The organism is Halogeometricum sp. S1BR25-6, assembly GCF_031624495.1.
Classification (GTDB): domain Archaea; phylum Halobacteriota; class Halobacteria; order Halobacteriales; family Haloferacaceae; genus Halogeometricum; species Halogeometricum salsisoli.
Genome location: NZ_JAMQOP010000001.1, coordinates 752,139 through 777,191, shown reverse-complemented (window position 1 = coordinate 777,191; position 25,053 = coordinate 752,139). Strand labels below are relative to the sequence as shown.

General features: G+C 67.9%; 22 protein-coding genes. 15 read left to right on the top strand and 7 right to left on the bottom strand.

The window, feature by feature from the left end; genetic code table 11:
- Nucleotides 1-93: 93 nt before the first annotated feature.
- Nucleotides 94-1,146 (bottom strand): methyltransferase, encoded by a 1,053-nt coding sequence (locus tag NDI76_RS04060; RefSeq protein WP_310922734.1) that lies wholly within the window; start codon nt 1,144-1,146, stop codon nt 94-96.
- A gap of 434 nt (nt 1,147-1,580) precedes the next feature.
- Between NDI76_RS04060 and NDI76_RS04055 the strand changes: the two genes are divergently transcribed.
- The 9 genes from NDI76_RS04055 (at nt 1,581) to NDI76_RS04015 (ending at nt 9,766) form a co-directional block, all read left to right on the top strand.
- Nucleotides 1,581-3,899, top strand: coding sequence for a type II/IV secretion system ATPase subunit (locus NDI76_RS04055; RefSeq protein WP_310922733.1), 2,319 nt, complete (start codon nt 1,581-1,583; stop codon nt 3,897-3,899).
- Nucleotides 3,896-5,806, top strand: a complete 1,911-nt coding sequence (locus NDI76_RS04050; RefSeq protein ID WP_310922732.1) for a type II secretion system F family protein — start codon at nt 3,896-3,898, stop codon at nt 5,804-5,806. The genes NDI76_RS04055 and NDI76_RS04050 overlap by 4 nt, the downstream gene beginning before the upstream one ends.
- Nucleotides 5,803-6,549 carry a DUF7289 family protein gene (locus NDI76_RS04045; protein WP_310922731.1) on the top strand — a complete coding sequence of 249 codons (747 nt, stop codon included), beginning with the start codon at nt 5,803-5,805 and terminating at the stop codon, nt 6,547-6,549. The genes NDI76_RS04050 and NDI76_RS04045 overlap by 4 nt, the downstream gene beginning before the upstream one ends.
- The gene (locus NDI76_RS04040) at nt 6,546-7,085 is read left to right on the top strand and encodes a DUF7266 family protein (protein ID WP_310922730.1); all 540 of its coding nucleotides are present in this window, start codon (nt 6,546-6,548) and stop codon (nt 7,083-7,085) included. The genes NDI76_RS04045 and NDI76_RS04040 overlap by 4 nt, the downstream gene beginning before the upstream one ends.
- Entirely contained in the window at nt 7,082-7,771 is a 690-nt protein-coding gene (locus tag NDI76_RS04035) for a DUF7263 family protein (protein WP_310922729.1), read from the top strand. The genes NDI76_RS04040 and NDI76_RS04035 overlap by 4 nt, the downstream gene beginning before the upstream one ends.
- Nucleotides 7,764-8,234 carry a DUF7262 family protein gene (locus tag NDI76_RS04030; RefSeq protein WP_310922728.1) on the top strand — a complete coding sequence of 157 codons (471 nt, stop codon included), beginning with the start codon at nt 7,764-7,766 and terminating at the stop codon, nt 8,232-8,234. The genes NDI76_RS04035 and NDI76_RS04030 overlap by 8 nt, the downstream gene beginning before the upstream one ends.
- The gene (locus NDI76_RS04025) at nt 8,231-8,743 is read left to right on the top strand and encodes a DUF7261 family protein (protein WP_310922727.1); all 513 of its coding nucleotides are present in this window, start codon (nt 8,231-8,233) and stop codon (nt 8,741-8,743) included. The genes NDI76_RS04030 and NDI76_RS04025 overlap by 4 nt, the downstream gene beginning before the upstream one ends.
- A 177-nt stretch (nt 8,744-8,920) precedes the next feature.
- Nucleotides 8,921-9,169, top strand: coding sequence for a hypothetical protein (locus tag NDI76_RS04020; RefSeq protein WP_310922726.1), 249 nt, complete (start codon nt 8,921-8,923; stop codon nt 9,167-9,169).
- A gap of 282 nt (nt 9,170-9,451) precedes the next feature.
- Nucleotides 9,452-9,766: a hypothetical protein gene (locus NDI76_RS04015; protein ID WP_310922725.1), complete on the top strand. Its 315-nt coding sequence runs from the start codon at nt 9,452-9,454 to the stop codon at nt 9,764-9,766.
- A 72-nt stretch (nt 9,767-9,838) separates the two neighbouring features.
- Here the strand turns inward: NDI76_RS04015 and NDI76_RS04010 are convergent, their stop codons facing one another.
- Nucleotides 9,839-11,080 (bottom strand): hypothetical protein, encoded by a 1,242-nt coding sequence (locus NDI76_RS04010; protein ID WP_310922724.1) that lies wholly within the window; start codon nt 11,078-11,080, stop codon nt 9,839-9,841.
- Between the two features lie 537 nt (nt 11,081-11,617).
- Between NDI76_RS04010 and NDI76_RS04005 the strand changes: the two genes are divergently transcribed.
- On the top strand, nt 11,618-12,049 hold the full coding sequence (locus NDI76_RS04005; RefSeq protein ID WP_310922723.1) for a DUF1810 domain-containing protein: 432 nt from the start codon (nt 11,618-11,620) through the stop codon (nt 12,047-12,049).
- Nucleotides 12,050-12,082: 33 nt separating this feature from the next.
- On the opposite strand, the gene NDI76_RS04000 is transcribed toward NDI76_RS04005, so the two are convergent.
- Nucleotides 12,083-12,385, bottom strand: a complete 303-nt coding sequence (locus tag NDI76_RS04000) for a hypothetical protein (protein ID WP_310922722.1) — start codon at nt 12,383-12,385, stop codon at nt 12,083-12,085.
- Nucleotides 12,386-12,755: 370 nt separating this feature from the next.
- Between NDI76_RS04000 and NDI76_RS03995 the strand changes: the two genes are divergently transcribed.
- On the top strand, nt 12,756-13,739 hold the full coding sequence (locus NDI76_RS03995; protein WP_310922721.1) for an NAD(P)/FAD-dependent oxidoreductase: 984 nt from the start codon (nt 12,756-12,758) through the stop codon (nt 13,737-13,739).
- A 92-nt stretch (nt 13,740-13,831) separates the two neighbouring features.
- Here the strand turns inward: NDI76_RS03995 and NDI76_RS03990 are convergent, their stop codons facing one another.
- Nucleotides 13,832-14,386: a DUF6498-containing protein gene (locus NDI76_RS03990; protein ID WP_310922720.1), complete on the bottom strand. Its 555-nt coding sequence runs from the start codon at nt 14,384-14,386 to the stop codon at nt 13,832-13,834.
- 198 nt (nt 14,387-14,584) lie between these two features.
- Here NDI76_RS03990 and NDI76_RS03985 point away from each other — a divergent pair, with 198 nt between their 5' ends.
- Nucleotides 14,585-15,937, top strand: a complete 1,353-nt coding sequence (locus tag NDI76_RS03985) for a hypothetical protein (RefSeq protein ID WP_310922719.1) — start codon at nt 14,585-14,587, stop codon at nt 15,935-15,937.
- A 59-nt stretch (nt 15,938-15,996) separates the two neighbouring features.
- Here the strand turns inward: NDI76_RS03985 and NDI76_RS03980 are convergent, their stop codons facing one another.
- Nucleotides 15,997-18,798 carry a glycoside hydrolase family 97 N-terminal domain-containing protein gene (locus tag NDI76_RS03980; protein WP_310922718.1) on the bottom strand — a complete coding sequence of 934 codons (2,802 nt, stop codon included), beginning with the start codon at nt 18,796-18,798 and terminating at the stop codon, nt 15,997-15,999.
- Between the two features lie 100 nt (nt 18,799-18,898).
- Here NDI76_RS03980 and NDI76_RS03975 point away from each other — a divergent pair, with 100 nt between their 5' ends.
- Both NDI76_RS03975 and NDI76_RS03970 read left to right on the top strand, forming a co-directional pair.
- The gene (locus tag NDI76_RS03975) at nt 18,899-19,039 is read left to right on the top strand and encodes a hypothetical protein (protein WP_310922717.1); all 141 of its coding nucleotides are present in this window, start codon (nt 18,899-18,901) and stop codon (nt 19,037-19,039) included.
- Between the two features lie 292 nt (nt 19,040-19,331).
- Complete coding sequence (locus NDI76_RS03970; RefSeq protein WP_310922716.1) at nt 19,332-22,283, top strand: methyl-accepting chemotaxis protein; 2,952 nt, start codon at nt 19,332-19,334, stop codon at nt 22,281-22,283.
- Between the two features lie 291 nt (nt 22,284-22,574).
- On the opposite strand, the gene NDI76_RS03965 is transcribed toward NDI76_RS03970, so the two are convergent.
- Nucleotides 22,575-23,243 carry a DUF1405 domain-containing protein gene (locus NDI76_RS03965; RefSeq protein WP_310922715.1) on the bottom strand — a complete coding sequence of 223 codons (669 nt, stop codon included), beginning with the start codon at nt 23,241-23,243 and terminating at the stop codon, nt 22,575-22,577.
- On the opposite strand from NDI76_RS03965, the gene NDI76_RS03960 reads away from it, so the two are divergent.
- On the top strand, nt 23,233-23,367 hold the full coding sequence (locus NDI76_RS03960; protein ID WP_310922714.1) for a hypothetical protein: 135 nt from the start codon (nt 23,233-23,235) through the stop codon (nt 23,365-23,367). The two genes, NDI76_RS03965 and NDI76_RS03960, sit on opposite strands and share 11 nt — an antisense overlap.
- A gap of 725 nt (nt 23,368-24,092) precedes the next feature.
- Here NDI76_RS03960 and NDI76_RS03955 read toward each other — a convergent pair.
- Entirely contained in the window at nt 24,093-24,971 is an 879-nt protein-coding gene (locus NDI76_RS03955; protein ID WP_310922713.1) for an NAD(P)H-binding protein, read from the bottom strand.
- Nucleotides 24,972-25,053 lie beyond the last annotated feature (82 nt).

The following is a 25,053-nucleotide window of genomic DNA, read 5'->3' as shown; positions in this document are numbered from 1 at the left end:
GGCGAACCGTTGAGAGACGGCTATTCGACGTCGTCGGCCGTTCGAAGGGGCTCGCCGCGTAGGCGGCGCATCTATCGGCGAGTAGCCGTGCGATTACCGCTTCGTCGCTTCGACGAGGGCCAGCCCCGACAGCGGGCCGACGCTCCGTCGGGTGACGTCCCCGAAGCCGGCGTCCCGGAGCCACGAGGTGACCTCCTCGTGCGCGTAGACGGTCGCTCCGAGCGTCGTCAGATACGTCAGCGCGACGAACCGAAGACCGGCTCGACTCACCGACGTTCGCCCGCTCCCCTCCCATTGGTCTAATACGATAATCCGACCGCCCGGCGCGAGCGAGTCGGCCACGCGCTCAAACAACGCGGTGTTCTCCGTCGGGTCGTGCGCGTGGATGATGTTGAACAGAAGCGCCACGTCGTAGCCGTCCCCGAGGTCGTCCGTCCGGTAGTCCCCCGCTCGCGTGCTGACCTGGTCCGCCACCGCGTCGGGGATTTCGTCGTCAACGGCCGCAACGGCACCCGGGAGATCGAAAACGGTCGCCGAGAGATTCGGGTGCCGGCGGCACAACTCGACGGCGTACAGTCCGTGTCCCCCGCCGACGTCGATGAGTCGGGTGCTCCCGCCCGGAACGGTCACCGCGTCGACCACGTCGTCCACCAAGAGGGAGGCGGCCGCCCGAAAGCCGGCCTGCGCGACCTCCCAGCGGCCGGGTTGCTCGTCGAACCACTCGTAGATCGACCGGCTCGGTTCGCCCTCCCTGACCGCGGTTTCGAGTTCGCGCTCCCAGAACGGGAAGACGAGGTCGTTCCAGAACGCGAGCCACGGCCCCATGTCCGTCTCGGAGGCGGCCAGCAGCCACGTCTCCGTCATCCCGGTGAGCCGGTAGCCGTCTTCCTCGGTGGTCAAGTAGCCCTCGGCGACGAGGAAGTTGCAGAGCGTAGCGAGACCGTCGGGGTGGGCGTCGAGACGGTCGGCGAGAGCCGCGGCCGTGAGCGGGGCCTCCGCGCCCGCGAGCGACTCGAAGAGACCCAACTCGAGGGCGAGCGACACCGACTCGAAGCTCGCCGCACCGAACAGGTCGAGCATCGGCGCCGGACCCTTGTTGAGCCGAAACAGCACCAATCGCTCGAGAAAATTCGGATTGAGGGGCATTACCACAGATACCGCGTGAGTCGGCATAACGATGCTGCGAGAGATGTCTGTGTCTTCCCCGGGGTTCGGCGACCGACGACCGGTCGAGACGTTCGACGGAGCGTTCCGTTCGATGGTTTGGAAATCATCGCGCAGACGGGGTGTCCGCGCGGAGCTTCGCGACCCGAAATTACTTCGCACACGGGGCTTCTCAACCGGCACGTATCGGAGGTTGTGAGAATCAATCTTGATATTTAAAACGGACTTTCGGAGTTGAAGCCCCGCCTATCATGAGATAGTTCATGTTCTCACAGCACTGCTAGTGGCGCTTACGAGTACTCTAAGAGCTTCACTTCGAAATGATTTCCGATCCCAATGTCGATTATCAAATTATATATACTGAAATCTAGCAACGATACTTCGATGACGTCTACTGCCCGAGTCGGAGAGGGTCGATGAACGGTCCGGCGGAGAACGACGCGAAACCGAACCGGGTGACGGTCGGAGACGTGCCGCCGCCGCTTCCCCCCGACCACGGCGAGGCGTGGTACGCCGCGGACGTCCGAACGCAGTACGAGGTGGTGCCGGGAGTCGTCGTGACCGTCCGCGACGACGGCGACGTCGGGTTTCGCTACGAGGTGTCCGAACCCGGGTTGGGTCCGCGCGAGGAGTCCGCCCTGCGGACCGTCGAAGACCACTTTTCGGTCGTCAGCCGCCGCCGGCCGCTGACACGCGAGGGTACCGCCGAACGCGCCGAGGCGGGCGTCCCCCCGAAGTACCGGCGCGTGTTCGACCGTCTGCTCGACGTGTCGCCCGCCGCCCGGCGGCGCATCGAGTACTACGCGCTCTGCGAGTTGCGTCTCCTGGGCGAGATGACGCCGTTGGCGCTGGACGGCCGCGTCGAGGTGGTCGACGTGAGCCAAGACGGCGCGGACGGAACGCTCGTCGTTCACACCGAGAACTACGCCCCCGCGACGACGACCTATCGAACGGACGCCGAGTTCGCAGACCGGGTCGCGGGCGAACGACTCCGCCACTACACCGTCCCGTTCTGCGGGTTCGACGTCGACGTGGTCCTCCATCGCGACCACCTCCTCGGCGACGACCGCTTCACGACGAAGTACGCCGTCCTCGAACCCGACCTGCTCCCCGGCGACGAGGAACTCATCGCCGAATGCAAAGAGCGCATCTGGGAGGCCAACGCCGGCGAGGTGGTCGAGGACCGGCGCGGGTTCGTCCGTGAACGCGCCCGACAGTTCCTCTCGCGGCGGCTGACGGCGCGAAACACGCGCGCGTGGGTCGAGGCGACCGAGTACCGGGTTCGCTCGGCGCTCTCGGAGTACGGCCTCGTCCTCCCGCCGGTGGACCGCCGGTTCGCCGAGGACCGGTTGGAGGACCTCGTCTACTACGTCCTCCGCGACTACGTCGGCGAGGGCGTCCTCTCCATTCCCATCCGCGACCCCGACCTCGAGGACGTCGAGGCGAACCGCGTCGGCGAACGCGTGAAGGTCATCCCGCGCGCCGACGCCGTCGACGACGCGGCCATCGGCGGCGGCCGCGTCCCGACGAACCTCGCCTTCGAGGACGAGACGAGTTTCGTCAACGTCGTCACCCAACTGGCGGCCGCCGACGGCGTGGAGTTGAACGCCTCTCGCCCCTCGGCAAAGGTGAATCTCCGACCTGAGGGGGTCGAAGAGACGATTCGCTGCGCCGTCGCCCTGCCGGTCATCTCCGCGGACGGCCCGCACGTCTCTATCCGCAAACAGGCCGCCGACCCGATGACGCCGGTCGACCTCGTCCACCTCGACGCCCTGCCCGTCGAGTTGGTCGCCCTGCTGTGGATGCTGTACGAGCACCGCCGCGTCGTGCTGTTCTCCGGACCGACGGGGGTCGGGAAGACGACGCTCATGAACGCACATATGCCGTTCATCCCCTACGACCACCGCCCGGTGAGCATCGACGAGGGGGCGCGAGAGGTCCGTCTCCCCCACGAGACGGGTATCTCGCTGACGACCCGAGAGCACGAATCGGAGTTCAAGCGGGTCTCGATGGCCGACCTGATGACCGAGGCCAACTACCTGAACCCCGACGTGGAGGTCATCGCCGAGGTGAACACGCCCGCGTCGTTCGAGACCTTCGCCGAGGTACTGAACACCGGTCACGGCGTCGTCGGGACGACGCACGCCGAGAACGTGGAGACGCTCGTCAACCGCGTCGTCGAACAGGGTCTCCCGGCGTACCTCCTGCGGGAGTTGGACCTCGTTGTCTTCCCGCACCGCGTGGACGGGAAGCGCTACGTCGGCGAAGTCGTCGAACTCGTCGACGAGGCGGGATACGACGCGCTTCCGCCGACCGCGCGGAAGGGGTCCATCGAGAAAGCCGGCCAGACGCTCTACTGGAACACCGTGCTGTGGCGAGAGACCGACGGGTCGTTCGCCGTCGCGCACGACCACCCGCGACTCGGCGACGAGCACCGCCGCCTCTCGCACCGCGTGTTCCACCGCGTCGCCGCCGCGACCGACAGAGAGGTGGAAGCGGTCGAAGCCGAGTTCCTGCGGAAACGGGGGTACGTGGAGTATCTCGTCCGCGAGAACGTCTCCGACTGCGACCGCGTGTTCGGCTTTCTGTCCGATCTCCGAACCGACGAGGCGGCGACGGTCGAACGCGTCCGCCGGAAAATGGCCGAGAGCGGAGCGGAGAGAGCGGACGAGAAACCCGAATCGAGCGGAACGAACGAACCGGCCGAAGCCGGAACGAGGGGAGCGGATCGATGACCGAGACGGCCGCTCCGTCGACCGCCGCGCGCGACGACTCGCTGTCGGTCTTCGACCGCACGCTGTACGCTCTGTTCGCCCGCCACGCCGACGCCCCCCGACACGAACGTCACCGCCGCGACTATCGCGGCACCGACCTGCGCGTGGGGTTCGACCTGTTCCTCGCGCGGGTGTACGGCCTCTCGTGGCTGGCGACGCTCGCCGCCGCGGTTCCGTTTCTCGTCGTCGTCCTCGCCCTCCCGCGGCGGACGCTGGACGGGTGGGTCGCGTTCGCTGAAGCGCTCGTTCCGCCGGTCGCCGCGCTTCCGGTTCCACGCGTCCCGCCGGTCGTCCTCGGCGTCTTCGCGGCGTGTGCGGTCGGTCTCGTCGCCAAGCGCGCCGTCGTCCTTCTCGGCGGACGGTACCTTCGGTGGGCCGCCGCCGCTCGGCGGTCGAACATCGACCGGACGCTCCCCGGCGCCGTCCGCTACCTGCACGTCCTCGCCTCCGGGAGCGACGGCCGGCGGGCGATGCTCCGCCGCGTCGCCGACACGCGGGCGTACGGCGAGACGGCCGTCTCGTGCCGAAAGGCGCTGAACACCGCCGCGATGACCGGCAACGTCAACGCCGGCCTCCGGCGCGTCGCCCGCGACACCCCGGCGCAGAACACGCTCGCCCCCTTTCTGCTCAAGTTCGGCGAGCACGCCGACCAGGGTTCGGACGCCCTCCGGAACTACCTCCGCATGGAGAGCCGAATGCTCGGCCACCGGGAGGACCGCGCCCGTCAGCAGGCGGAGGGCTTTCTCGAACTCCTCGCCGAGATATTCATCGTCCTCCTCGTCCTGCCCGCCCTGTTCGTCATCACGCTGACCGTGATGAGCGTCATCACGCCCGGACTGTCGGCGACGGTGACGACGCCGGCGGGGACGACGACGCTCCGCGGTCTCGTCGTCTACGGCAACGGCGCGTTCATCCTCGTCGTCGGGGCGGGAGCGTCGGCGCTCGTCGCCTCGATTCGGCCGCCGGACCAGCGGGTCGGCTACGCCCGCCCGGACACGACGCTCGGGATGCTCTCGACGGCGACGACCAACCCGGCCAGCGCGACGCTCGCCTTCGTCCCCTTCGGGGTCGCCGCCGGCCTCCTGGCGGTCGTCGCTGGCGCGGACGCCGTCGGCATCGTCCTCGCGGGGTACGTCGTCTACGCCGTCCCCGTCGGCGCCGTCGCCGTCCGCCGAGCGCGGGTCGACGACGCGAAGGACAGGGAGTTGAAGGACTTCGTCCACGCCATCTCCGGGCACGTCAGCCTCGGTCGACCGTTCCCGGCGGCCGTCGAACTCGTCGCCCGGAACGTCGATTTGGGACCGCTCTCCGCCGACGTGGCCGACCTGGCGCTCACCCTCCGCCTCACGTCGCCGAACACGGGGACCGACGAGGACCTACGGACCGCGGCCTTGGACCGGTTCGTCGAACGCGTCGGGACGCCGATGGCCGAGCAGACCATCGGCCTCGTCATCGGCGCCCTCGACGCCGGCAGCGACACGGGGACGGTGTTCGAGATGCTGCAGTCCGAGATAGGGAGACTCTATCACGCCCGAAAAGCCCTGCGCTCGGGGATGATCGTCTACGTCGCCGTCGGGTGGACGACGGCCCTGCTGGTCGTCGGCATCACGGTGGCGACGGGGTCGCACGTGTTCGACGGGTTCGCGCAGTTGTCGTCGATGGCAAACCTCGACAGCGTCGCCATCGACCCGAACGCCATCGACCTCGCGCGGGACCGCCACCGACTGTACGTGACGACGCAGGCGACGATGCTCGCCTCGGGGTGGTTCGCCGGCACGGCCAGCAGGGGCCGGTACGAGGCGCTGTTGCACTCCGGACTGCTGGTCGCCGTCTGCTATCTCGTCTTCGCGGGGGCGGGGTCGATATGACGCGTAGTCGAGGAAACGGGGACCGGGCACAGTCGGCCGTCGTCGGCGTCGCCGTCCTCCTCGGTATCACCGTCGTCGGTATCGGCGTCCTCACCGCCGCGGCGGGCGCGGTCGTCGAGGAGGGGGCGACGGCGGCCGCGACCGCTCGGGTCGCCGACGGTATCGACGACGCCCTCGATACGGGCACCGTCACAGAAACGGAGACGACGGTGAGACTCGCCGACGGCACGCTCCGAACGGCCGACAGGACCGTTCGCGTCTTGGGCGACTCCGGCGTCGTCTGGTCGGTGAACGCCGGGGCGGTGGTGTACGAGTCGAGGGGCAGGCGCGTCAGCGCCGTCGCGGGTGCGGTAACCTCCGGTCCGGGCGGTCGGAGCGGCGGGAGTTCGATGTCGGCGCCGCCGAGCGTCGCGGCCGCGGACGGGACGCTGTACGTCGGCGTCCCCGCGTTGAACGCCTCCGGGACCGACGCCGTGTCGGCGCGCGGGGCGGCGCTCCCGGTGACGCTTCGGACCGCACCGACGCACGAGCGACGGATCCTGCCGGCGGACCGGTACCGCGTGGCCGTCGAGACGACCGCACCCGCCGCGTGGGAACGCGAGTTCCGACGGCGGGGGACGACGACCGTACGTCGCGATTTCGACGGCGACGGCGTCCCCAGCGTCGTCGCCGCCTTCCCCGGCGAACGGACCGTCCACCTCGTCGTGCACGACCTCCGCCTCGAGATGGAGGTGGGAGCGTGAGACGCCGCGGTAGGGCCCTCCGCCGACCCGGCCGACTCCGGACCGAACGGGCCCTCTCGCCGGTCGTCGGGAAGTCGCTCGAACTCGGCGTCGTCGTGCTGTTCGTCGCCGTCCTGAGCGCGTCGTTCTACGGCGGTATCGTCCCTGAGTACCGGACCACCGCGGCGGCCGAAGCCGGCGACCGCGCCCTCGTCGGAGGCGCCGAACGCGTCGAACGCGCCGTCCCCGAACGTCCGGGGCGCATCGAACGCCGCGTCGCCGTCTCGCTTCCGGCGACGCTCCGGGGGGACCCCTACCGGATACGCGCCGCTTCGGACCCGGAGGCGAACGCCACCGCACTGGTCCTCGACCACCCCGACGTCGGCGTCGGCGGTCGGGTTCGCCTCTCGTTCCCGACGCGGGGGGCGAACGTGACCGGAACGTGGGAGAGCGCGAGCGACTCGTGGGTCGTCGTCCGCGGCGGTTCCGAGCGCGTCTCGGTGTCGCTGGAGAACGGGCGCGGAGATTCGGACGGCCGCGACGGGGGGCGGTCGTGACGAGCGAATCCGGTCGGGGGCAGGCGAACCTCCTGAGTCTCGCCGCCGCGCTCGTCCTCCTGACGACGGCGACGGTCGGGAGCGTTCTCCTCGCGAACGTCGCACTCGCGGGCGCCGACACCGATCCCGGTGCGAGGCACGCCGCGGAGGCGCTGGCGGGCCGACTGGTCGCGGCCGACGCGCCGCACGCCGGGCGGCCGAACGTCGTCTCGGAAACGGCGATTCGCTCGCTGACCGCCGCCGACGCGGACCGCTTCGCGCCGTCGGTTCGCGGCCGCGCGGTTCGCGTCCGTTTGGGCGACGAGGTGCTCGTCGAACGCGGCGACCCCGACGGGGTTCGGGTCCGCCGCCTCGTCCGCGTCGAACGCACCGCGGCGCGAACGACAACGGTGAACCTCTCCGTCCGGCGGCGCGTGGCGCTCCCGGACCGCACGCCTTCGGTCGGACTCTCCATCGTAACCCGAAACGGGACGGCAGTCACGGCCGTCAGCGCGAACGACCGCCTCGTCCTACGGGACCCGAACGGGCTCTCGGGCGACTACGAGTTCCGCGCGACGCGGGTCGCCCCGCCGACGGTGTCGTTCGAGCTCGAAGACGACGCGGGGGATATCGAGGGTGAGGTGACGGTGCGCTGGACCGAAGTGGACGCGACGGTGGAACCGCTGGCGGTGACCGTCGGTGACTGAACGCCGACGGTCCCGGAACCGAAATCGGAACCGGGGTCGGTCCGGGAACGGCGGGCTCTCTACGGACCGAGCGCAACTCGCCACGCCGATGGTCGAGGTGACGGTCGGTCTCCTGTTCGTCCTCGCCGTCGTCGCCGGATTCGCGCTCGCACCCGTCGAGACGGGCGACCGGCGAGCACTCGACCGGACCGCGTCGGACGCGCTGGCGATTCTCGTCGCCGAGGCGCCCGAGGGCGACGGCGCCGACCGCCTCGCTGCCGCCTGCGAGTCGCCGTCGTCGTTCGTCGCCGAGGCTGACGCCCTCAACTCGCGGCTCGACGCGATACTTCCGGCCCCGCTCTCGTACCGACTGGAAACCCCGTACGGGCCCGTCGGACCCCCGCGTCCGACCGGCGTCCCGACCGGTCGGGCTTGGGTGACGACCGACGGCTGTACGGCGACGCTGTGGGTGTGGTACGTGTGAGCCGCGACCGGGGGCAGGTCGTCCTCCTCGCGGCCGTCGTCGTCGCCGTCGCGCTCGTGCCGATGGCGTTCGCGTACGCGCAACTGGGGTACGCGCCCGGCGATGGAACGCGACCGGCCGCCGACGTTGACGGGGTCGGACGCACGCTCTCGACGGCGTTCACCGGCGCGGCGACCGGCGTCGACGGCGAGCACCGGTGGCGGAACCGGACCGCCGCGGTCGACGAAGTGCGGACTGAACTCGTGGAAGACATCGCGCGAGTGGAACGCACCGCCACCGACAGGGGGCAGTCGCTTCTCGTCTCGTACGACGCCGGCGCGGCCGAGGTCTGGGCCGCCGAGAACTGTCCCGGCGGGCGGGGACGCGCGTTCGGGCCGTGTCGCGCCGACGACGGCGTCGTCGTCCAGCAACGAGGCAACGACACCGTCGTCGTCGCCGCGGCGTTCGACCTCTCGGTCGTCTCCGCCGAGGAGCGGACGAACGCGACCGTAATCGTGCGCGCGGTCTGAACCGTCCGACGGACGGTTCCGCAGCGTTAACCGGGGCGACGCCGTTTAGTTCACAGAGAGACCCAAAATGCTACGTTCCGAGTTCGGACCCGCGTTCGACGCGACCGCCGGTGTGAGTGCTGACGAACCGGCTTCGGTGGAGGCGCGCGACAGTCAGACGTCACCGGTCGGTGGGCGATGAGTCTCCTCGCGGCGGTCGTGGTGTTCGTCGTCGGGCTTATCTCGGGCGTCGTCGTCCGAGCGATTGCCGGCCTCGCGGCGGTTATCGCGCTCCTGTTGGTCGTCTTCGGCGTGGCCGTGCCAGACATCGGCCTCGTCGACTACGTGATTCAGCAGTACTATCTGGGCAACGAACTCCTGTTTCTCGCCGGCCTCCTGTTCGGACTCGACGCCGAGCGGACCCGAACGGTCGTGCGAGAGCGATAGACGGAGGCGAAGGAATCGACGAGTCGTTAGGTCGAGTCGATGACGACCGTTCCCGTCACGTCGCCGGCTTCGAGGTATCGAATCGCAACACGCGGGGGTACCACGACACGCGTGGACGATGTGGGGTTCAACGAGAGATTAAGCGTCACCGACGGGCGGTAAGTGATACCATAGCCAAGAGCAGGTCAGATGTGTGTGAGTCATGGAGATGAGTAATATGGATGGATTCTCAGAGGACTCGCGAATCCGTACGGGCAACGCGACGGACGCGAGCGAACGCAGATGAGCGGTGACCCCGATATCGTCGATCAAATCAAGCCCGCATACCCGCAGCTACAGGACCTCCGAGCCGACGACGCCGACACCCCCGAGGATGCCCCGATCGAACCCGGCGAGACCATCCGGATCGACTATCGCGAACCGATGCTCGTCACACGGGCGGGCAGTGATCGAACGTACGACGGCCGGAACCTCGAGAACGGCAAGCCGGTCGGCGAGGCGTGGTCACTCTCGGAGACGGCTGTACGGGGGTTGATGCGGCGCTACGAGTGGACACGGGTGGAGGGTAAAGCGCAGGCGTCCGTCCGCGGTGAGTGAGACGAGCGAACGCTAACGTACTTCGAGTCGTCGGTCCGTTCACAGCTCTCCAATCGTGACCGTCTTCCGAGGTCACAGCGGCTCGCTCGTCGGCCCTGAAACGGTCGTCGCTTGGAGGTCGACGTTCGACCGCTGCGGCTGGTCGAATCGGACCAGTCTCGCTCGTCTCTGGTCGTCGACCGTATCGGTGAACACGTCGTGGGTGCCCGCACGAGCGAGTGCCCACACTCGTTCGCCCTCGTCGTGGAGCCGTGCCCACGCGACCGAGTCGGCACTGGGATGCGTCCGCAGTATCAGTGAACCACGACGCGTCCCCAGCTCTTCCCAGGGTTCGTATCGGCCACCGATAACGAACCCGCCATCGGGCGTCGGAAGCAACGCCTCTTCGATGAACCAGTGGGCCTCACCCGACGACCCGTACGCCCGGCTGTCAGTGACCGACCCACCTCTGTCGACAACGACGATCTGCGGCCGGGGAGGCAAGAACACGTCCGGGTCGAAGCTGGGTCGATTCTCCCGCCCCAAGAGTGCGTACCCGTCGTCGGTTACCGCGGCCTGGCTGAACTGCTGGTCGTATCGACGTCCCCACGCCATCGAGCCAGCCGAAGCTAACCGGAACAGAACACCCCATTCGTCGCCGGTTCCCGCGTCACCACCGGAAGCGAGTACGGTCAGCCCCGAAGCGCTGCCCTGAAGATCGATGACGTTGCTGAGCGGAACCGACTCGAGCACCGGTCGTCGGGTCGTCCTGATCGATCCGTCGGACTCGAGTCGCACCAGCCATCCACGACTGCGGTCGACACCGCCGAGCGCATACCTCCCATCCGGAACCTGCGCGACGGTCCCCAACTGACTCTGTCCCGACTCGCTGAGCGAGGTCCGCCAGCGTTCGGTGCCGTCGTCGTTTAGCGCGACTGCGCCGCTGTCACCAGTGCCGCCGCTCCCAGTCGCGCGATAGGTGGCAGCGACGAACTCTTCGTCTGTTCCTTCTATCGCGGCGAGGAGTGCCGTCGTTTCTGAGACGGTGTGTCGCCACTGTTCTGTGCCCTCGTCATCCGTTCGGAGAGCGAATCCGCAGTCCGGCGTCTGGAGATTCGAAGTGGTGAATCCGACGAGGAGGAATCCACCCGTCGAGACGGAGACGATATCGAGAAACCTAACGGCGCGGTTCCCGCTGTACCGTCGGTCCCAGATGACACCGGCTTGCGTATCGGCGCCTCTCCCCGAGCCACCCCCGAAGTCGGGAACCGTACAGCCTGCGGTCGCAGCGAGGGCTAGCGAACCGGATTGGAGGAACTTGCGACGGCGTAGCATACATCTCCGAGACGCCCGCTACGGAAAACGATTGAGGAGTCGACGCGACAGCGGACAGGAGACACTACTAACCAAATCGGCTCTTGAAATCCTCGAGTCGTTCGCACCTACTGGACGAACTGCTGAGCGACGCCTGCGAATCGAAGGTTGTCGGTCCTTGGTTGTCACTCATATCCTCACGAGTGAGTAACCGGGTGAATCTGTGGCTTAATGCTTCGTCGAGGTGACGTTCGAGTGGGAGATGCAACCCACCCGTGCCTCGGTGGGGCGGCCCCCCATCTTCTACCGTGATAGAGGATCTGTTCTGAGCGATTCGGTTCTCTCGTACTGGATGCCGACCCCACGACCGATTCGCACCCGCTATTCAGCACCGCCATCACAAATCAGCACTAACTGTGACTTCGGATATCCGTCGTACGTGCTATCTCCTCGCACCGACGTCCACGACTATGAACCCCGAAGCGCCGCCGACCGAACCGGTTTCAGCCTCGAACAAGGTTGAAACGTCACCCCCGAGAACGTGACCGACGAGACGCGATGACGGACGACCCGTGGAACCTCCGGCGATTCGTCGAGGCGCAAGAATCCGTGATAGACGACGTCAAAGAAGAACTGCGGGCGGGCCGCAAGCGCACCCACTGGATGTGGTACGTCTTCCCGCAGATGGAGGGGCTCGGTCGGAGTCAGATGACACGGCGGTACGCCATCGCCTCGTACGACGAAGCGGACGCCTACCTCGCACATCCGACGCTGGGGCCGCGACTGCGCGAGTGCACGGCCATCGTGAACGCCGTCGAGGGGCGCTCGGCGAACGAGATATTCGGGTCGCCCGACGACCTGAAGTTCCGGTCGTCGATGACGCTGTTCGACGCCGTCGCGGACGACCCGGCGCCGTTCAGGACGGCGCTGGAGCGCTACTACGGCGGCGAACCGGACCCGAAGACGCTGGAACTACTGGATGAGTCCTGAACGCCGAGCGCTCGAACTCCGAAGCTCACTGCATCAGTACGGCGCGCCGCAACGCGGACACATCGGTGGCCCGTTCTCGGGGAGTGCGAGCCCGCAGTGCGGGCACTCGCCGTCGCTATCGGGAGACCGAATCTCCGCGGCGGCGGCGTCGGTCGTCCGCCGAATCCCCTCGACGGTACCGACCGCGGCGGGAGTTGTAACCGAATCTTCTCGGGTGTCCAGCGCCTGCAGCGCGAATCGGACCCGCTCCGCGACGAACGACGCCTCGTCGTCGGCGAGTTCCCCGACCCTCGCGTCGGGAAACGACGTCTCCCCGATAGCGCCTCGAATCGACACCCCGAACGCCTCGGCGGCGCGGCCGCGAACGAACGGCGTGTCGTCGTCGAGTCGGGCACGTAGTTCGGCGCGGACGCCGGCGAGCGCCGCCGGATGCTCACATCCCGGCGCCTCCGCCGACCGAATAACAGAAACGCCTTTGTACGTTTAGGTTGGCCTAAAATTATGGCGCACGGTTCACCGCGAGTCAGAATAGCAGCGCAGCGCGAGTACGTGAAGTCCGATGCGATCGGCGGCGACGGATCGCTTGCTGGGTGTTGGGATAGCAGCGATACCGGCGAGTCGGCCGGGAGCCGTACCTCGAGAGATGGAAGGAGTGACGGTTCGATTGCGGGCGCGTCGCGGACGTCGTCGCAGGAGGCGTGCTGAGATGAGCGCGACGGAGGCGCCGCCGGAGCGAACCGAGTTCGACCGCGACGTGGTCATCGTCGGCGGCGGTCCGGCCGGCTGTTCGACCGGCGTGTTCACCGCCCGCTACGGCCTCGATACGGTCGTGTTCGACCGGGGACGCTCCTCCATCCAGCGGTGCGCGTTCTTGGAGAACTACCTCGGGTTCCCCGCCGGCATCGATGTGGAGACGCTGTACGACCTGATGCACGACCACGCCGAGAAAGCGGGCTGCGAGGTGGTCGTGGACCTCGTGGAGTCGGTCGAACCGCTCGACGCCGGAATCGGGGACGAGGCCGACGAAGCCGAAATCGGCGGTGAAGCGGGCGGCGACCACCGCGGCTTTGTCGTCGAGACCCAGGAGGGCCGAACGGTGACCGCGCGCCGAGTCGTGGCCGCCACGCGCTACGACGGGGAGTACATGCGCGGGTTGGACGACGAGGACGCGATGTTCGAAACGCACGAGCACGACGGCGAGGTGCGCGAACACTTCGATAAGACCTACGCCGACGAAGACGGAACGACGCCGGTCGGCGGGTTGTACGTCGCCACGCCGTACGAGACGGGCTATCAGGCGAGCATGGCCGCCGGTCGCGGCGCGCGGGTCGGCATCACGGTCGTCGAAGACGCGCGACGCGAACGGGGGGTCCCCGAGGCGTTGGCGGACCACTACGACTGGATGCGACGAGAGCGGGACCTCACCGAGGAGTGGGCCGACCGGGACCGGTGGCGGGAGTACATCCACGACCGCTTGCCCGACGACCACGGGTTGGACGAGGAGCGACTGGTCGAGATGCGCGAACGGGAGATAGACCGCCGGTTCGAGACCTACCTCACCGACGATGAGGTCGGCCAACGGACCCGGCGGGGACACAAGCGACTCCTCGAACACGTCGACGACGACGCCATCCTCGCGGCGGCGCGGCGGATCGAAAACGAGCGGAGCGCGTCCGAGGCGAGCGACTGACGGTCGCCGGCGAATCGGCCGCCGCGGGGGCGGCCCGGAGCAGAGAGCATCCGACGTGCCAAATCAGTCCTTCAGCGCCTGAGACGCCCGAATCAGAGCGGCGATATCGAGGACTGCCCGGTAGGAGTCCGACAAAAACGGTGAGTGGGGGAGTGAGAGAGTAAACCACGGATGGGGGGATGGGGGGGGTTCGGGGAGGGTTTCTCTCTCGTCCTCTGTTCGGTCACCATCGTATAAAAAGAGCGAGGTCCGCGTCGGGCGGTTAGAGAAGTGCTCCACTCGACGTTCTCGCCGCCACCCGCGGCCAGTCCGGCGGACGGGACCGACTCGACCGAGGAGGGCCAGAGAAGTAGGCTCATCGGGAGGACAAACACGACCCAGAAACCGAGAATCGACGCGGCGACGGGAACGTTTCGCGGGTAGACCGGCGGCCACCCCGGCCGAATCCGCCAGCCGCCCCGTTTCTCGCGCAGTTCGTGGAGGGGTTCGGGTCCGCTCGCGAGGGAGGGCGACCCGCGTTCGGCGAGGAGCGCCTTCGCCGCGGCGACGAGGACGGTCACGAACGCCTCGACCCAGTACAGCACCAAGAGCGACGAGAGGTCCCACTCCCAGACGGCGACCCCGACGAGCGGAAAAGAGGTTCGCACACGCCACCGCGAGGAGACCGACTCCCAGCACCGCGGCGGATGCGAGGCGCGCGCGCATCGGACGGTCGTCCACGGCGGAGTGAGGCGACCGCCCGCTCATCGGCCTGTCGGTCCAGTGTCGAGTACTCGGGTCGTCTCCGAACCGTATCGGATGCGAGAGGCTGCACCGCTTATTGCCGTCGCCGCGAACGTTCGAACGTGACGAACTCGAAGGACGACCCCTTCCTCTACCCGAACCGGGACCGCTCGGAGACGGCGAGGGGCGTCTCCCGGCGGCGAATGCTGGTCGGTAGCGCGGCCGCGGGCGCGGCGGCGACGGCCGGGTGCGCCGGCGGCGGTGAGGGCGGGAGCGGGAACGAAAGCGAAGGCGGAAGTGAAGGCGCAGACGGCGGGGGCACCGCAACGGAGACGGACCCCGGCGACGCGCCGACTCCCGCCTCGGAGCGACCGACGGTGTTCGTGTTCAACACGGGCGACGGGACCGTGAGCGTCGTCGACGCGGAGTCGGACGAAGTCGTCGGGACGCGGGCGCTCGGTCTCTCCTCGTCGTTTCCATCGAACCAGTACAACCCGCGGCTGACGACCGCACCCGAGGATTCGCTGTGGCTGAACGTCGGCCGCGGCGTCCGCGCGCTCTCGGTGGGGTCGCTCGCCGAAACCGCCGCGGTGGAAACGGAGTCGGGGGCGAACTGGCTCGAACGGACGCCGAACGGGAAACACGTCGTCGTCAGCGCGCGCGAACCCGCACACCGACAGTTCCGCATCGACGCCGACCCCGCCTCCGAGGGGTTCGGCGAGGTGACCGGCGACATCGACCGGACGGGCGAGGAGACGACGGGCGGCCAGGCGGGGCCGGGGCCGTGCGACGTGACGATTCACCCCGACGGCGAGTTCGCGTACGTGCCGGACCTCTTCGGCGACACGCTGACCGTCCTCCGAATCGACCCCTTCGAAATCGAGACGCAGGTCGACGTGGAACCGGTCGGCGCCGGTCCGGCGCGCCCTTGGATGGGCACCGTCTCGCCGGACGGAGAGACGTTGCTCGTCGAGCACAACGAGGGTGAGACGGGGACGGAGAGTCTCTGGGACCTCTCGGACCCCGCGAATCCCGAAGAGCGGGTCAGGCTGACGGGCGAGAAGGGCCTCGGACGGCGACCGCTGACGAGCGAAATCGGCCCGGACTCGGAGACGGGCTACGTGTTCACCCCGGGGTCCGACGACGCGACCGTCGTGGACCTCGTCGCCGGCGAGGTGACCGGTCGACTCGACCTCGGCGGGTCGGCGTTCGTCGGAACGTGGGACCCCGCGCACGCGAAACTGTACGTCCCGGTGCAGACGAACGACGAGGTGGCCGTTATCGACCACGCTCGGGGCGAAATCGTCGAGCGCATCGCGGTGGGTGCGAAGCCCTACGGCGCGACTGCGGCGCTGGCGCGCCCCCGGCCGGATTCGACGGCGGCGCTGGGGGCCGCGATGGCGCAGTTGGGTATCTGGACGTCGGTCGAGACGACCTACTGCATCGGCAACTGCGCCTGCGGGCATCGGCTGTAGCCGACGGGAGGGACAGAGGGAGAGGAGAGAAACGGAGAGAAGGGAAGCGGCGACGACCCTCAGAACACGTTCACCGTCACCGTCCGCGGGTCGAGGTCCTCGACGGCCACCTCGTACTCGCCGGGCGAGTCGAACGTGTGCAGGAACGTCAGGTCCGTCGAGCCGCCGGGTTGGAGGTCGACGCCCTTGGTCTGGACGACGTCGTCGTCGACGGTGAGTTTGACCACCTGCAGGCTCTCCTCGTCGCCGGTGTTGGTCACCGTCACCGGAATCTCAACCTGCTTTCCGACCGTCGTCTCCTCGGGCACTTCGAAGCCCTCGTAGGAGAACATCCGGAACTCCGCGGACTGCTCCGTGACCGTCACCGTCTTCGAGAACGAGGCGTCGCCGTCGGACGCCTCCATCGTCACCTCGTGGTCGCCCGCCTCCGAGAGGCGGAGGGGGAACTCGACCTGCGTCTCCTCGCCGGGACCGACGCGGACGAACGTCTCCCCGACCGTCTCGCCGTCGACGTGCAGGGTCATCCGCTCGCCGCCGACGATGCCGCCCGCGTTGCTCGCCTCGACGAAGACGGTGAACGGTTCGCCGGCCATCGTCTCCGCGGGGACGACGGGCGTGTCGTACTCGTAGGCGGGCGGTTCGTACGCCGGGAGTTCGGACTGCTCGCCGCCCTCGGGCGGGCGGAGGCGGACGGCCTGCCCGCCGCCGGCGACCATCGACGCGTGGAGTGTATCGTCGGCGGAGACGAGGAACTCGTACCGCGCCACTTCCTCGGGGTTCGACTCGTAGTCGGCCTCCGGGCCGTCGGCGTACACCTCCGCGACGTACTCGCGGCCGTCTTCGAGGAAGTCCAGCGAGACGGGCAGCGTTCGCGCGGTGTCGTCCGTCCCGGTGCCGACGAACCACTCCTCGCCCTTCCGGCGGGCGACGGTGGCGTAGTCGCCGATTTCGGCGTCGCCGACGGCCGTCTCGTCCCACGCCGCCGGCACCTGTTCGACGAACTCGAAGACGTCCAGGTCGTCGTAGTTCTCCGGCAGGTCCGCGACCATCTGGAGACCGCTGAACAGCATCGGGTAGAGCGCGAGTTGGCGCGCGACGGTGGAGTGGACGCGGGTGGTGCCGTACTCCTCGTACAGGATGTCGAACGCGCCGGGCGTGTAGTCCAGCGGTCCGGCCACCATCCGCGTGAACGGGAGCGTGAGCGTGTGCGACGGCGGGTTCCCCTCCGGACGGAAGTTCTCGTACTCCAGCCCGCTGACGCCCTCGCGGGTCATGAGGTTGGGGTAGGTCCGCCGCACGCCGGTCGGCTTGATGGGTTCGTGGACGTTGAGCATGATCTCATGCTCGGCCGCCTTTTTCGTCACGTGGCGGTAGTGGTTCACCATCCGCTGGCCGTGGTGGTGGTACGTCTCGCCGTCGATGTCCAGTCCCTCCTCGCTGACGTAGCCCGTCTTGATGGCGTGGATGCCGAGGTCCTCGTACAGCGAGAACGCCTCCTCCAGTTGGTCCTCGTAGTTGCTCACGCCGCCGCCCGTCTCGTTGTGCGCGACGACGTTCACGCTCGGGTCCTTCGACTGCCCGTACTCGGCGACCTCCGCCAGGTCGTAGTGTTCGGTCGACTCGGTGAAGGAGAACTCGTAGGGCGCGTTGCTCCAGGAGTCGAACCCGCCCTCCCAGCCGACGTTCCATCCCTCCACGAGCAGCGAGGCGATTCCGTGCTCGCTGGCGAAGTCGATGTAGCGCTTGGCGTTTTCCGTGGTCGCCCCCACGTCCGGGCCGGGCGCCCACCGCGACTTGCCGACGTGAATCTCCCACCAGATACCCATGTACTTCTGCGGCTCTATCCAGTCGGTCTCCTCCAACTCGTTGGGTTCGTTCAGGTTGACGAGTAGGTCCGACTCGACGAGCGCCCCCGGGTCCGACCCGAGCGTGAACGTCCGCCACGGCGAGACGTGCGGCGCCTCGGCCTTCACCTTCGACTCGCCGTCGGGCCACGGGACGAGCGTGCTCTCGAACGTCGCCGGCTCGTCGTCGGCGCGGGTGAGCGTCATGCCCGCGTAGTCGGTCAGCGCCGCCTCGTGGACGCTCAGGTAGGCGTCGTCGCCGGCGCGCATCGTCAGCGGCGTGCTCGCGCCGTCCGCTTCCGACCCCTCCTCGGGCGTCGGCTCGATTTCGCTCAGCGGCGTCTCCTCGTAGAGGTACTCGTAGTTCTCCCAGTCGTCCGGAATCCACCACGAGGTGTAGTCGTCGGCGAACGCGAACTCCGTCCGCTCGTCGGTGAGGACGAACGACCCGAGGTTCTCCTGTTCGGGCAGGACGTAGCGGAACGCGGCGCCGTCGTCGTAGGCGCGGAAGAGCAGATTGAGCGAGCGCTTTAGCCCCTCGGTCTCTCGGAGGCCGACGGCCAGTTCCTCGTAGGCGTTCTGAATCGACTCACTCGCCCCCCAGACGGGGGTCCACGTCTCGTCGGCGCTCCGACGCTCCGCGCCCGTCACCTCGAAGGACCCGTCGAGGGCGGCGTCGTCCCGGAAGGCGAGTCCGAGCGTCGACCGTTCGACCACCGCCTCGCCGCCGTAGGCGACGGCGTACGTCGGCGTCCCCTCGACCACCTCGAACGTCACCTCGACGTCGCCGCCGGGCGACGAGAGCGACTGAACGCCCGCCCGGTCTCCCTCTTCTGTGCTCTCTATCGGGTCGGCCGCCACGCCCGACACCATCGACGTCAGTCCGCCGACGGCCGCCGCACCGGCGACGAACTCGCGCCGTTCGAGGAGCGGGTCCGACGAATCGGGCGAATCGGAGGAGTCGGACGAAGCGGGCGAATCGGACGGAGGTGACTGGTCTGAGGTATCTCGCGGCATGGCATCACCTCACCTGCCTGTCGGATAAAAAATTTCAGCGGTTGGGCGTAATTTCAACGATTGATTAGTATACAATTCTCGAAGCGCGTACGTCGGTGACGTGGCCGCCGGCCCGCGGACCGGCGACTCCGCCGCTCGGGTGACCGACGCGACTGTCGTCGTCGGTAACGGCGCGGACCCACCGACGGACCCGCAGGGCGCGCGGTTCGGGCCGTACGAGGCCGTTGTCTATCGAATCTGAGACCGCTCCCCCGACGTCGGTGAGAAGCCGTCTGTTCAGTTCTCTCCCACGAACCGCCGAGACAGTCGGGTTCGTCCGGTCTCCGTGACGACGCAGAATCGGCTAGTAGCGACAGACTGTCGGTATCAGAAGAGATACTCGGGGACGAGTCTTTATATTCGGAATTTCTGTCGAAAGAGGTAGTGATGACCCGACTCTCCGAACCGAGGTGAGGTATCTCCCGCAGTGGGGTGCGCGAGTACGACCGAGTCCGGACGGGACCGCATGGGGGGAGGGTCTCCGCACACTACCTATGAACATCAATCGCAAACTCATCGCACTGTGTCTCGCAATCTCGCTCATTCCCGTTTCGACCGTGGGGGCCGTCGGGGTCGTCGAGATGCAGCGGATCGGGTCGGCCGCCGAGACGCAGAGCGCGGTGCACATGGAACGGCAGGTCACGGGCGAACTGAACAACACCGTCTCCGCCCGGCAGGAGGGCATCCAAAACGTCCTCGACGCACGCCGGGTCGACGGGCGGTCGCTCGCGGCGTCCTCCCCGGTTCAGAACTACCAGGCGGCCAGAAGCGGCCAGTGGAAACTCGTCCAGCGGCAGAGCCAAGAGCAACTCGGCCACACGGCGTTGCAGATGCGGAGCACGGTCGAGACGGCGAAGCGGACGATTCTCGAAAACGAGTACGACGGGCGGGCGTGGGAAGACTTGTCGGCGACCGAGCAACGGCGAGTCGAGAACAGCGTCGAACGAATCCTCGTGGGCACGGACGGGGACGGCACGACCGCCTCGGGGTCCGCGACCGACATGTTCCAGCCCGGATACATCGGGAACACGGGCTACGCGTACGTCGTCGACGAGGACTCCACCGTAATCATGCACCACAGCCTCGCCGACGGGTTCAACCTCGTCGACGACGCCGACTTGACGGTCTTCGAAGACGTGAAGGCCTTCGTCGAAGAGGAGGGGGCGATTCGGAACGGCGAGACGTGGGGCATCGTCGAGTACGACTGGGAGGACACAACCCAGGCGGGCAATCCGGTCGAGGAGAAGTTCGTCGCGTACACCTACTACGAGGACTTCGACTGGGTGCTCGCACCGAGCGTGTACTACTACGAACTCCAGACGACCGCTCAGGAGAGCGCGAAGGACCGCATCGAGGACTCCTTCGAGAGCTACCTCCTGACGCGGTCGGTGTCGGTGAACGGCGAGGAACGGCGCGCGTACGACGAAATTATCCTGACGACCGAAACCGGACAGGGCGTCGTCGAAACGACCCGAACCGGAGAGACGGTCGAGACGCGTTCCGTCTCGGACCGCTCGTACGCCGACGAAGCGTGGTTCGCGGCGAGCAAAGACCTCGAAGAGGGCGAGGTGTACGTCGGGGACGTCACAACCCGCGACGGAACCCAGGTCGTGTATCTCGCGTCGCCCGTCTACCAGAACGGGCAGTTCGCCGGGACGGTCGCGCTTCGGTTCGACTTCGGCATCCTCGCTGCGCTGACGAACGACGTGACGGTCGGCGAATCCGGCCACCTCAGCATCGTCAACGAAGCGGGCACCGTGCTGAGCCATCCGAACGCCTCGGTCGTCGAGGCCGGGAGCAGTATCACGGACGAGTCGGACGCCGGCGGACTGGCGAGCATCGCTCAGAACAGCATCACGGCGGGCGGGAGCGGCCTCGACACGTACACGACGGCCGCCTCGGACGGGACGGAGGACACCTACTACGTCGGATACGCACCGCTGCAGTTCGGAAGCAAGCAACTGTCGCTGGTCGCGACGGTCCCCGAAGCGGACGTCACCGCACCCGCCGCGGCGCTCGGACAGTCGCTGAGTCAGCGGACGGACTCCGCGCGGAACGTCTTCATCGGCCTCATCCTCATCGCCGGCATCGCCGTGACGGGCGTGGGGTACCGCGGGGCGCGGTACTTCTCCGAACCCATCGTGAAACTCCGCGACCAGGCGACCGAACTCGCCGCCGGGCGATTCGACCGGGCCACCGCCATCGAGGCGACCGACGACGAACTCGGCGAACTCGTCGTCGCGTTCGAGTCGATGCGGGAGAACCTCCGTCAGCAGGTCACCGAACTCCGTACGGTGAGTCAGGAACTCGGCGAGGGCAATCTCGACCAAGACGTCCGGACGGACCTGCCCGGCGAGTTCGGCGCCATCATGACGGACCTCGAAGACGGCATCGAGCGCGTACGTCAGAGCCTCGTGGAGGTCCACGACGTCGCCGACGAGTTCGCGGAGATCAGCAACGAGACGGCGTCGAGCGCCGAAGAGATCGAGTCCGCGAGTCAGGCGACGGCGGAGTCGGTCGAGGAGATCGCGCACGGCGCGGCACAACAGACCGAGCAGTTGCAGTCGGCGTCGAGCGAGATGAACAACCTCTCGGCGACGATCGAAGAGGTGGCGGCGTCGGCCGACGGCGTCGTCCGGACGGCGGACGAAGCGTCCTCACTCGCGGGGCAGGGTCGAGAACAGGCCGCCGCGGCGACCGAGGAGATTTCGGCCATCGAGACGGAGGCGGTCGCGGCCGTCGAACAGGTCGAGGGCCTCGAAGAGCGGATGGAGGAGATCAACAACATCGTCCAACTCATCACGGACATCACCGAGCAGACGAACCTGCTGGCGCTGAACGCCTCCATCGAAGCGGCGCGCGCCGGCGAAGTCGGAAAGGGGTTCGCGGTCGTCGCGAACGAAATCGGTGACCTCGCGGATGAAGTCGAGAACGCCACCGAGGACGTCGAGGACCTCATCTCGGAGGTCCAAGCGGACACCGGCGCGACGGTCGGGGACATGCAGGCGATGCGCGAGCGTGTACGGTCGGGGACGGAGACCATCGAGGGCGCCATCGAGATGTTCGACGACATCGCGGAGGCGAGCGAGAAAGCCGAGTACGGCGTCCGCGAGATTTCCGACTCGACGGAGAGTCAGGCGACGTCGACGGAGGAAGTGGTGTCGATGGTCGACGAAGTCTCCAGCGTGAGCGAGGAGATGACGTCGCAGACGAGCAACGTGTCCGCGGCCGCCGAGGAGCAGACGGCGTCGATCAACGAAGTCGCGCGGAACGTCCAGACGGTGTCCGCGTCCGCGCAGTCGCTCCAGGAACTCGTCGACGAGTTCGACGTCGGCGCCACCGCCGGTTCCGGCGGAACGCCGTCCGCAGCGAGCGACGCCGGACTCGTAGAGGGGTCGTCGGGGCAGGGTACCCGGTCGACGTCGGCGACCGCGAAACTGGACTAACGCGCCGCGAGACGGTCTCTCGGTTTTTTGAGGTAGCTCATCCGGAGGGGACGGGCCGTGCGGACGACAGCGGACGTCGCCGCCGGCGGGTGCTCTCGGAGTAGACAGGCGCGGAAGCGAATCGGCCGGTCGGGAGAGCGCGCATACCGACCGTTCCCCCGTCTGAGTCGGATTGCACCCGCGGGACACGTGCGAAGCGGAGCATACGCGTCTTGCGATTTTCGGCTCGGACTGGAGACTCGTATCGTGGTCTAACCGGGAGTACGGGGCCCGATTCCCGCATCGAAGGAGTCACGTTTCGTGCTCCAACCGTCGGACGCGAATCGCGAGTGCGAGGAACGTTCCGAGTAGCGTCAGTCCGACGGCCGCGGCCGCGGCGATATCGTGCGCGAGGACGTCGTGGTCGCCGGCGTTCACCAGTCTCGGCCCGAAGTAGGTGTGGTGGTAGTCCCCGACGAGGGGGACGAAGTAGTCGACGACGTCGTTGAACGTGAACCACCCCGCGGCGACGGCGACGGCCGGGACGGTAAAGTCGGCGTACCGGTAGACGACGAACGCCTGCAGCCCCATCCCGAGGTGGCTGACGAGCAGGAACCAGTGGTACGGGTCGCCGGTGGCGAGGACGTCGTTGATGGCGAGTTGGACGACGACGACCCAGAAGCCGTACTTCAGGTTGCCGACGAAGGCCAGGGCGTGAATCCAATCGCGGTCCCGCCCGACCGTCCACGACACCAGACTCGCGACCATGAACAGCGTCACGAGCGGGCTGTCGGGCACCGCGGGCCAGATGACGAGCCGACTGTTCGCGAGCTGAAATCGGTAGTACCAGAAACCGAACAGGGTACCCAGGAGATTGACGGCGACGAGCACCCACGCGAGACGGAGCGCCGTCGTCTCGACTCGGTCGGGTAGCGGAGCGAGATACGCCGGGAGGTCGTCTGCGGAGGGGATGGGTCTCATCGTGGAGAACGGTGTTCGGATGGGCGGTCACTCGGCCGGTTCGTCCGATTGGGGCGGGTCGGTCACCGACTTCGTGCGGGCGTTTCTCGTCTCCCGCTCGTCGGTGATGAATCCGACAGTCTGAAAGGAGTTTCTCTCCGGGCGGACGGAACGCCGGCCGGCGGCCGAGAGTTCACCGCTCCCCGCAGCGGAGGTTCCGTGAGACGTCGGTCTTCGAGGCGTCGAGCGTCTCGGTCGACTCGGTCAGCGAGGCGTCCCGCGGCGTCTCGAAGGAGCCGGCGTCTCTCCACCGTCGAGACGGGTCGTTCGCGGTCGTGACGGAATGACGAGATTGGAAGCCGCGAGCGCGTTCGAGCGGAGCGATTCGCACGCAGACCGTGCGGTCGGGTCCACCCGTCCGGGAGGTCCGCTCGGTTGTCGTGGAGGAGTCGGAGCACCGGCCGAATCTCCCCGAAGTCGTCGCCGACGGTCTCCTCGGTCGTCGCGGCCGTCTCGGCGAGTCCGTTTCCCCTCGGGCGTTCGCAGGCGCCGACGGAGGATTCCAGCTGGCACTACTCTCGGCGACTGGTCGACCTGAGACACGAAGCGGGGGTGTTCGTCTACGGCGCGTACGACCTTCTGCTTCCGGACGACGAGTCGTTCTCCACCTCCACCCGGACGCTCGACGAGGAGGCCGTGCCGGTGGTTCTCGACCGGTCCAACGCGGCGTCGGTGTTCGGCCGCGCGGCCGTGGATACCGCCGACGCGGCGGTCGTCCTCGGCAACGGCGAGGACCCGCCGACCCGACCCGCAGGGCGAGGTTCGAGCCGTACGAGGCCGTCGTCTATCGGCTCTCAGGGGGACCGACCGTCACTCCGACCGCACGTACGAGCCGAGCGTCCTGAGGTCTCCGGTCTCCCGTCCGAAGGCGCCGATATCGTTCCCCTCGACCGCGAGATTCATCTTCAGCTGTCGCGCTTGGTCGCGGCCGAAGGGGACGACCGAGAGCGGGTCGACGAGGGTCAATCCGAGCGTCGCGAGCGCCACCGGCACCGGGAGCACGCGCAGGGATTGTCCCCTCGCTCGGTAGATTTCTCTCGCGACGTCGGCGACGGTCAGCACTTCGGGACCGCCGAGTTCGTACGTCGAGCGGACGTGCGCGCCGTCCTCGACGCCCTCGGCGAGCATCGAGACGACGTCTCCGACCCAGATGGGTTGCATGGGCGGCCGCCCGCCCTCCGGAAGCGCCGTCACGTAGGGCGTCGTGAACCGCTCGGTGAACGGGACCAGTTCGCCGCCGTCGCCGAATATCATCGACGGGCGGAAGACGACCCAATCGAGGTCGGACTGGTAGACGGTCCACTCCGCGATTCCCTTCGCGTGCGTGTAGGAGGTCCGTCCGTCCGGGTGGGTCCCGATCGAACTCATCTGCACGAACCGCTCGACGCCGCGGGCGTCGGCGGCCTCGACGGCGTTCTCCGTCCCCTCCGCGTGGACCTCTTCCTGACTGATCCCGTGCTGATAGAGCGGCGAGAGCGCGACGAGATGGACGACGGCGTCCTTCCCCTCGAAGGCGCCCTCGATGGACGAGAACTCCCGCACGTCCCCGCTCGTCGTCGTGACCTCCGCCGGGAGCACCGACGGGTCGGGCGTCCGGGAGAGCGACTCCACGTCGTGACCGCGGTCGACCAGTTCCGCGCACAGATGTCGGCCGACGAATCCGTCGCCGCCGGTGACGAGTACGTCCATGCCGGAATGACGTCGGCGCGCTCGCTAAAAGTGGCGGCAGGGGCGCGAGCGCGGCGGATGTTTGCGACGACGACCGCGGAGT

What these genes read in the sequence shown, in the direction of transcription:
- NDI76_RS04045 (WP_310922731.1), top strand. Translation starts at nt 5,803, where the DNA reads ATGACGCGTAGTCGAGGAAACGGGGACCGGGCACAGTCGGCCGTCGTC.
- NDI76_RS03995 (WP_310922721.1), top strand. Translation starts at nt 12,756, where the DNA reads ATGAGCGCGACGGAGGCGCCGCCGGAGCGAACCGAGTTCGACCGCGAC.
- NDI76_RS04055 (WP_310922733.1), top strand. Translation starts at nt 1,581, where the DNA reads ATGAACGGTCCGGCGGAGAACGACGCGAAACCGAACCGGGTGACGGTC.
- NDI76_RS04050 (WP_310922732.1), top strand. Translation starts at nt 3,896, where the DNA reads ATGACCGAGACGGCCGCTCCGTCGACCGCCGCGCGCGACGACTCGCTG.
- NDI76_RS04015 (WP_310922725.1), top strand. Translation starts at nt 9,452, where the DNA reads ATGAGCGGTGACCCCGATATCGTCGATCAAATCAAGCCCGCATACCCG.
- NDI76_RS03970 (WP_310922716.1), top strand. Translation starts at nt 19,332, where the DNA reads ATGAACATCAATCGCAAACTCATCGCACTGTGTCTCGCAATCTCGCTC.
- NDI76_RS03960 (WP_310922714.1), top strand. Translation starts at nt 23,233, where the DNA reads ATGGGTCTCATCGTGGAGAACGGTGTTCGGATGGGCGGTCACTCGGCC.
- NDI76_RS03980 (WP_310922718.1), bottom strand. Translation starts at nt 18,798, where the DNA reads ATGCCGCGAGATACCTCAGACCAGTCACCTCCGTCCGATTCGCCCGCT.
- NDI76_RS04005 (WP_310922723.1), top strand. Translation starts at nt 11,618, where the DNA reads ATGACGGACGACCCGTGGAACCTCCGGCGATTCGTCGAGGCGCAAGAA.
- NDI76_RS04010 (WP_310922724.1), bottom strand. Translation starts at nt 11,080, where the DNA reads ATGCTACGCCGTCGCAAGTTCCTCCAATCCGGTTCGCTAGCCCTCGCT.
- NDI76_RS04020 (WP_310922726.1), top strand. Translation starts at nt 8,921, where the DNA reads ATGAGTCTCCTCGCGGCGGTCGTGGTGTTCGTCGTCGGGCTTATCTCG.
- NDI76_RS03955 (WP_310922713.1), bottom strand. Translation starts at nt 24,971, where the DNA reads ATGGACGTACTCGTCACCGGCGGCGACGGATTCGTCGGCCGACATCTG.
- NDI76_RS04060 (WP_310922734.1), bottom strand. Translation starts at nt 1,146, where the DNA reads ATGCCCCTCAATCCGAATTTTCTCGAGCGATTGGTGCTGTTTCGGCTC.
- NDI76_RS03965 (WP_310922715.1), bottom strand. Translation starts at nt 23,243, where the DNA reads ATGAGACCCATCCCCTCCGCAGACGACCTCCCGGCGTATCTCGCTCCG.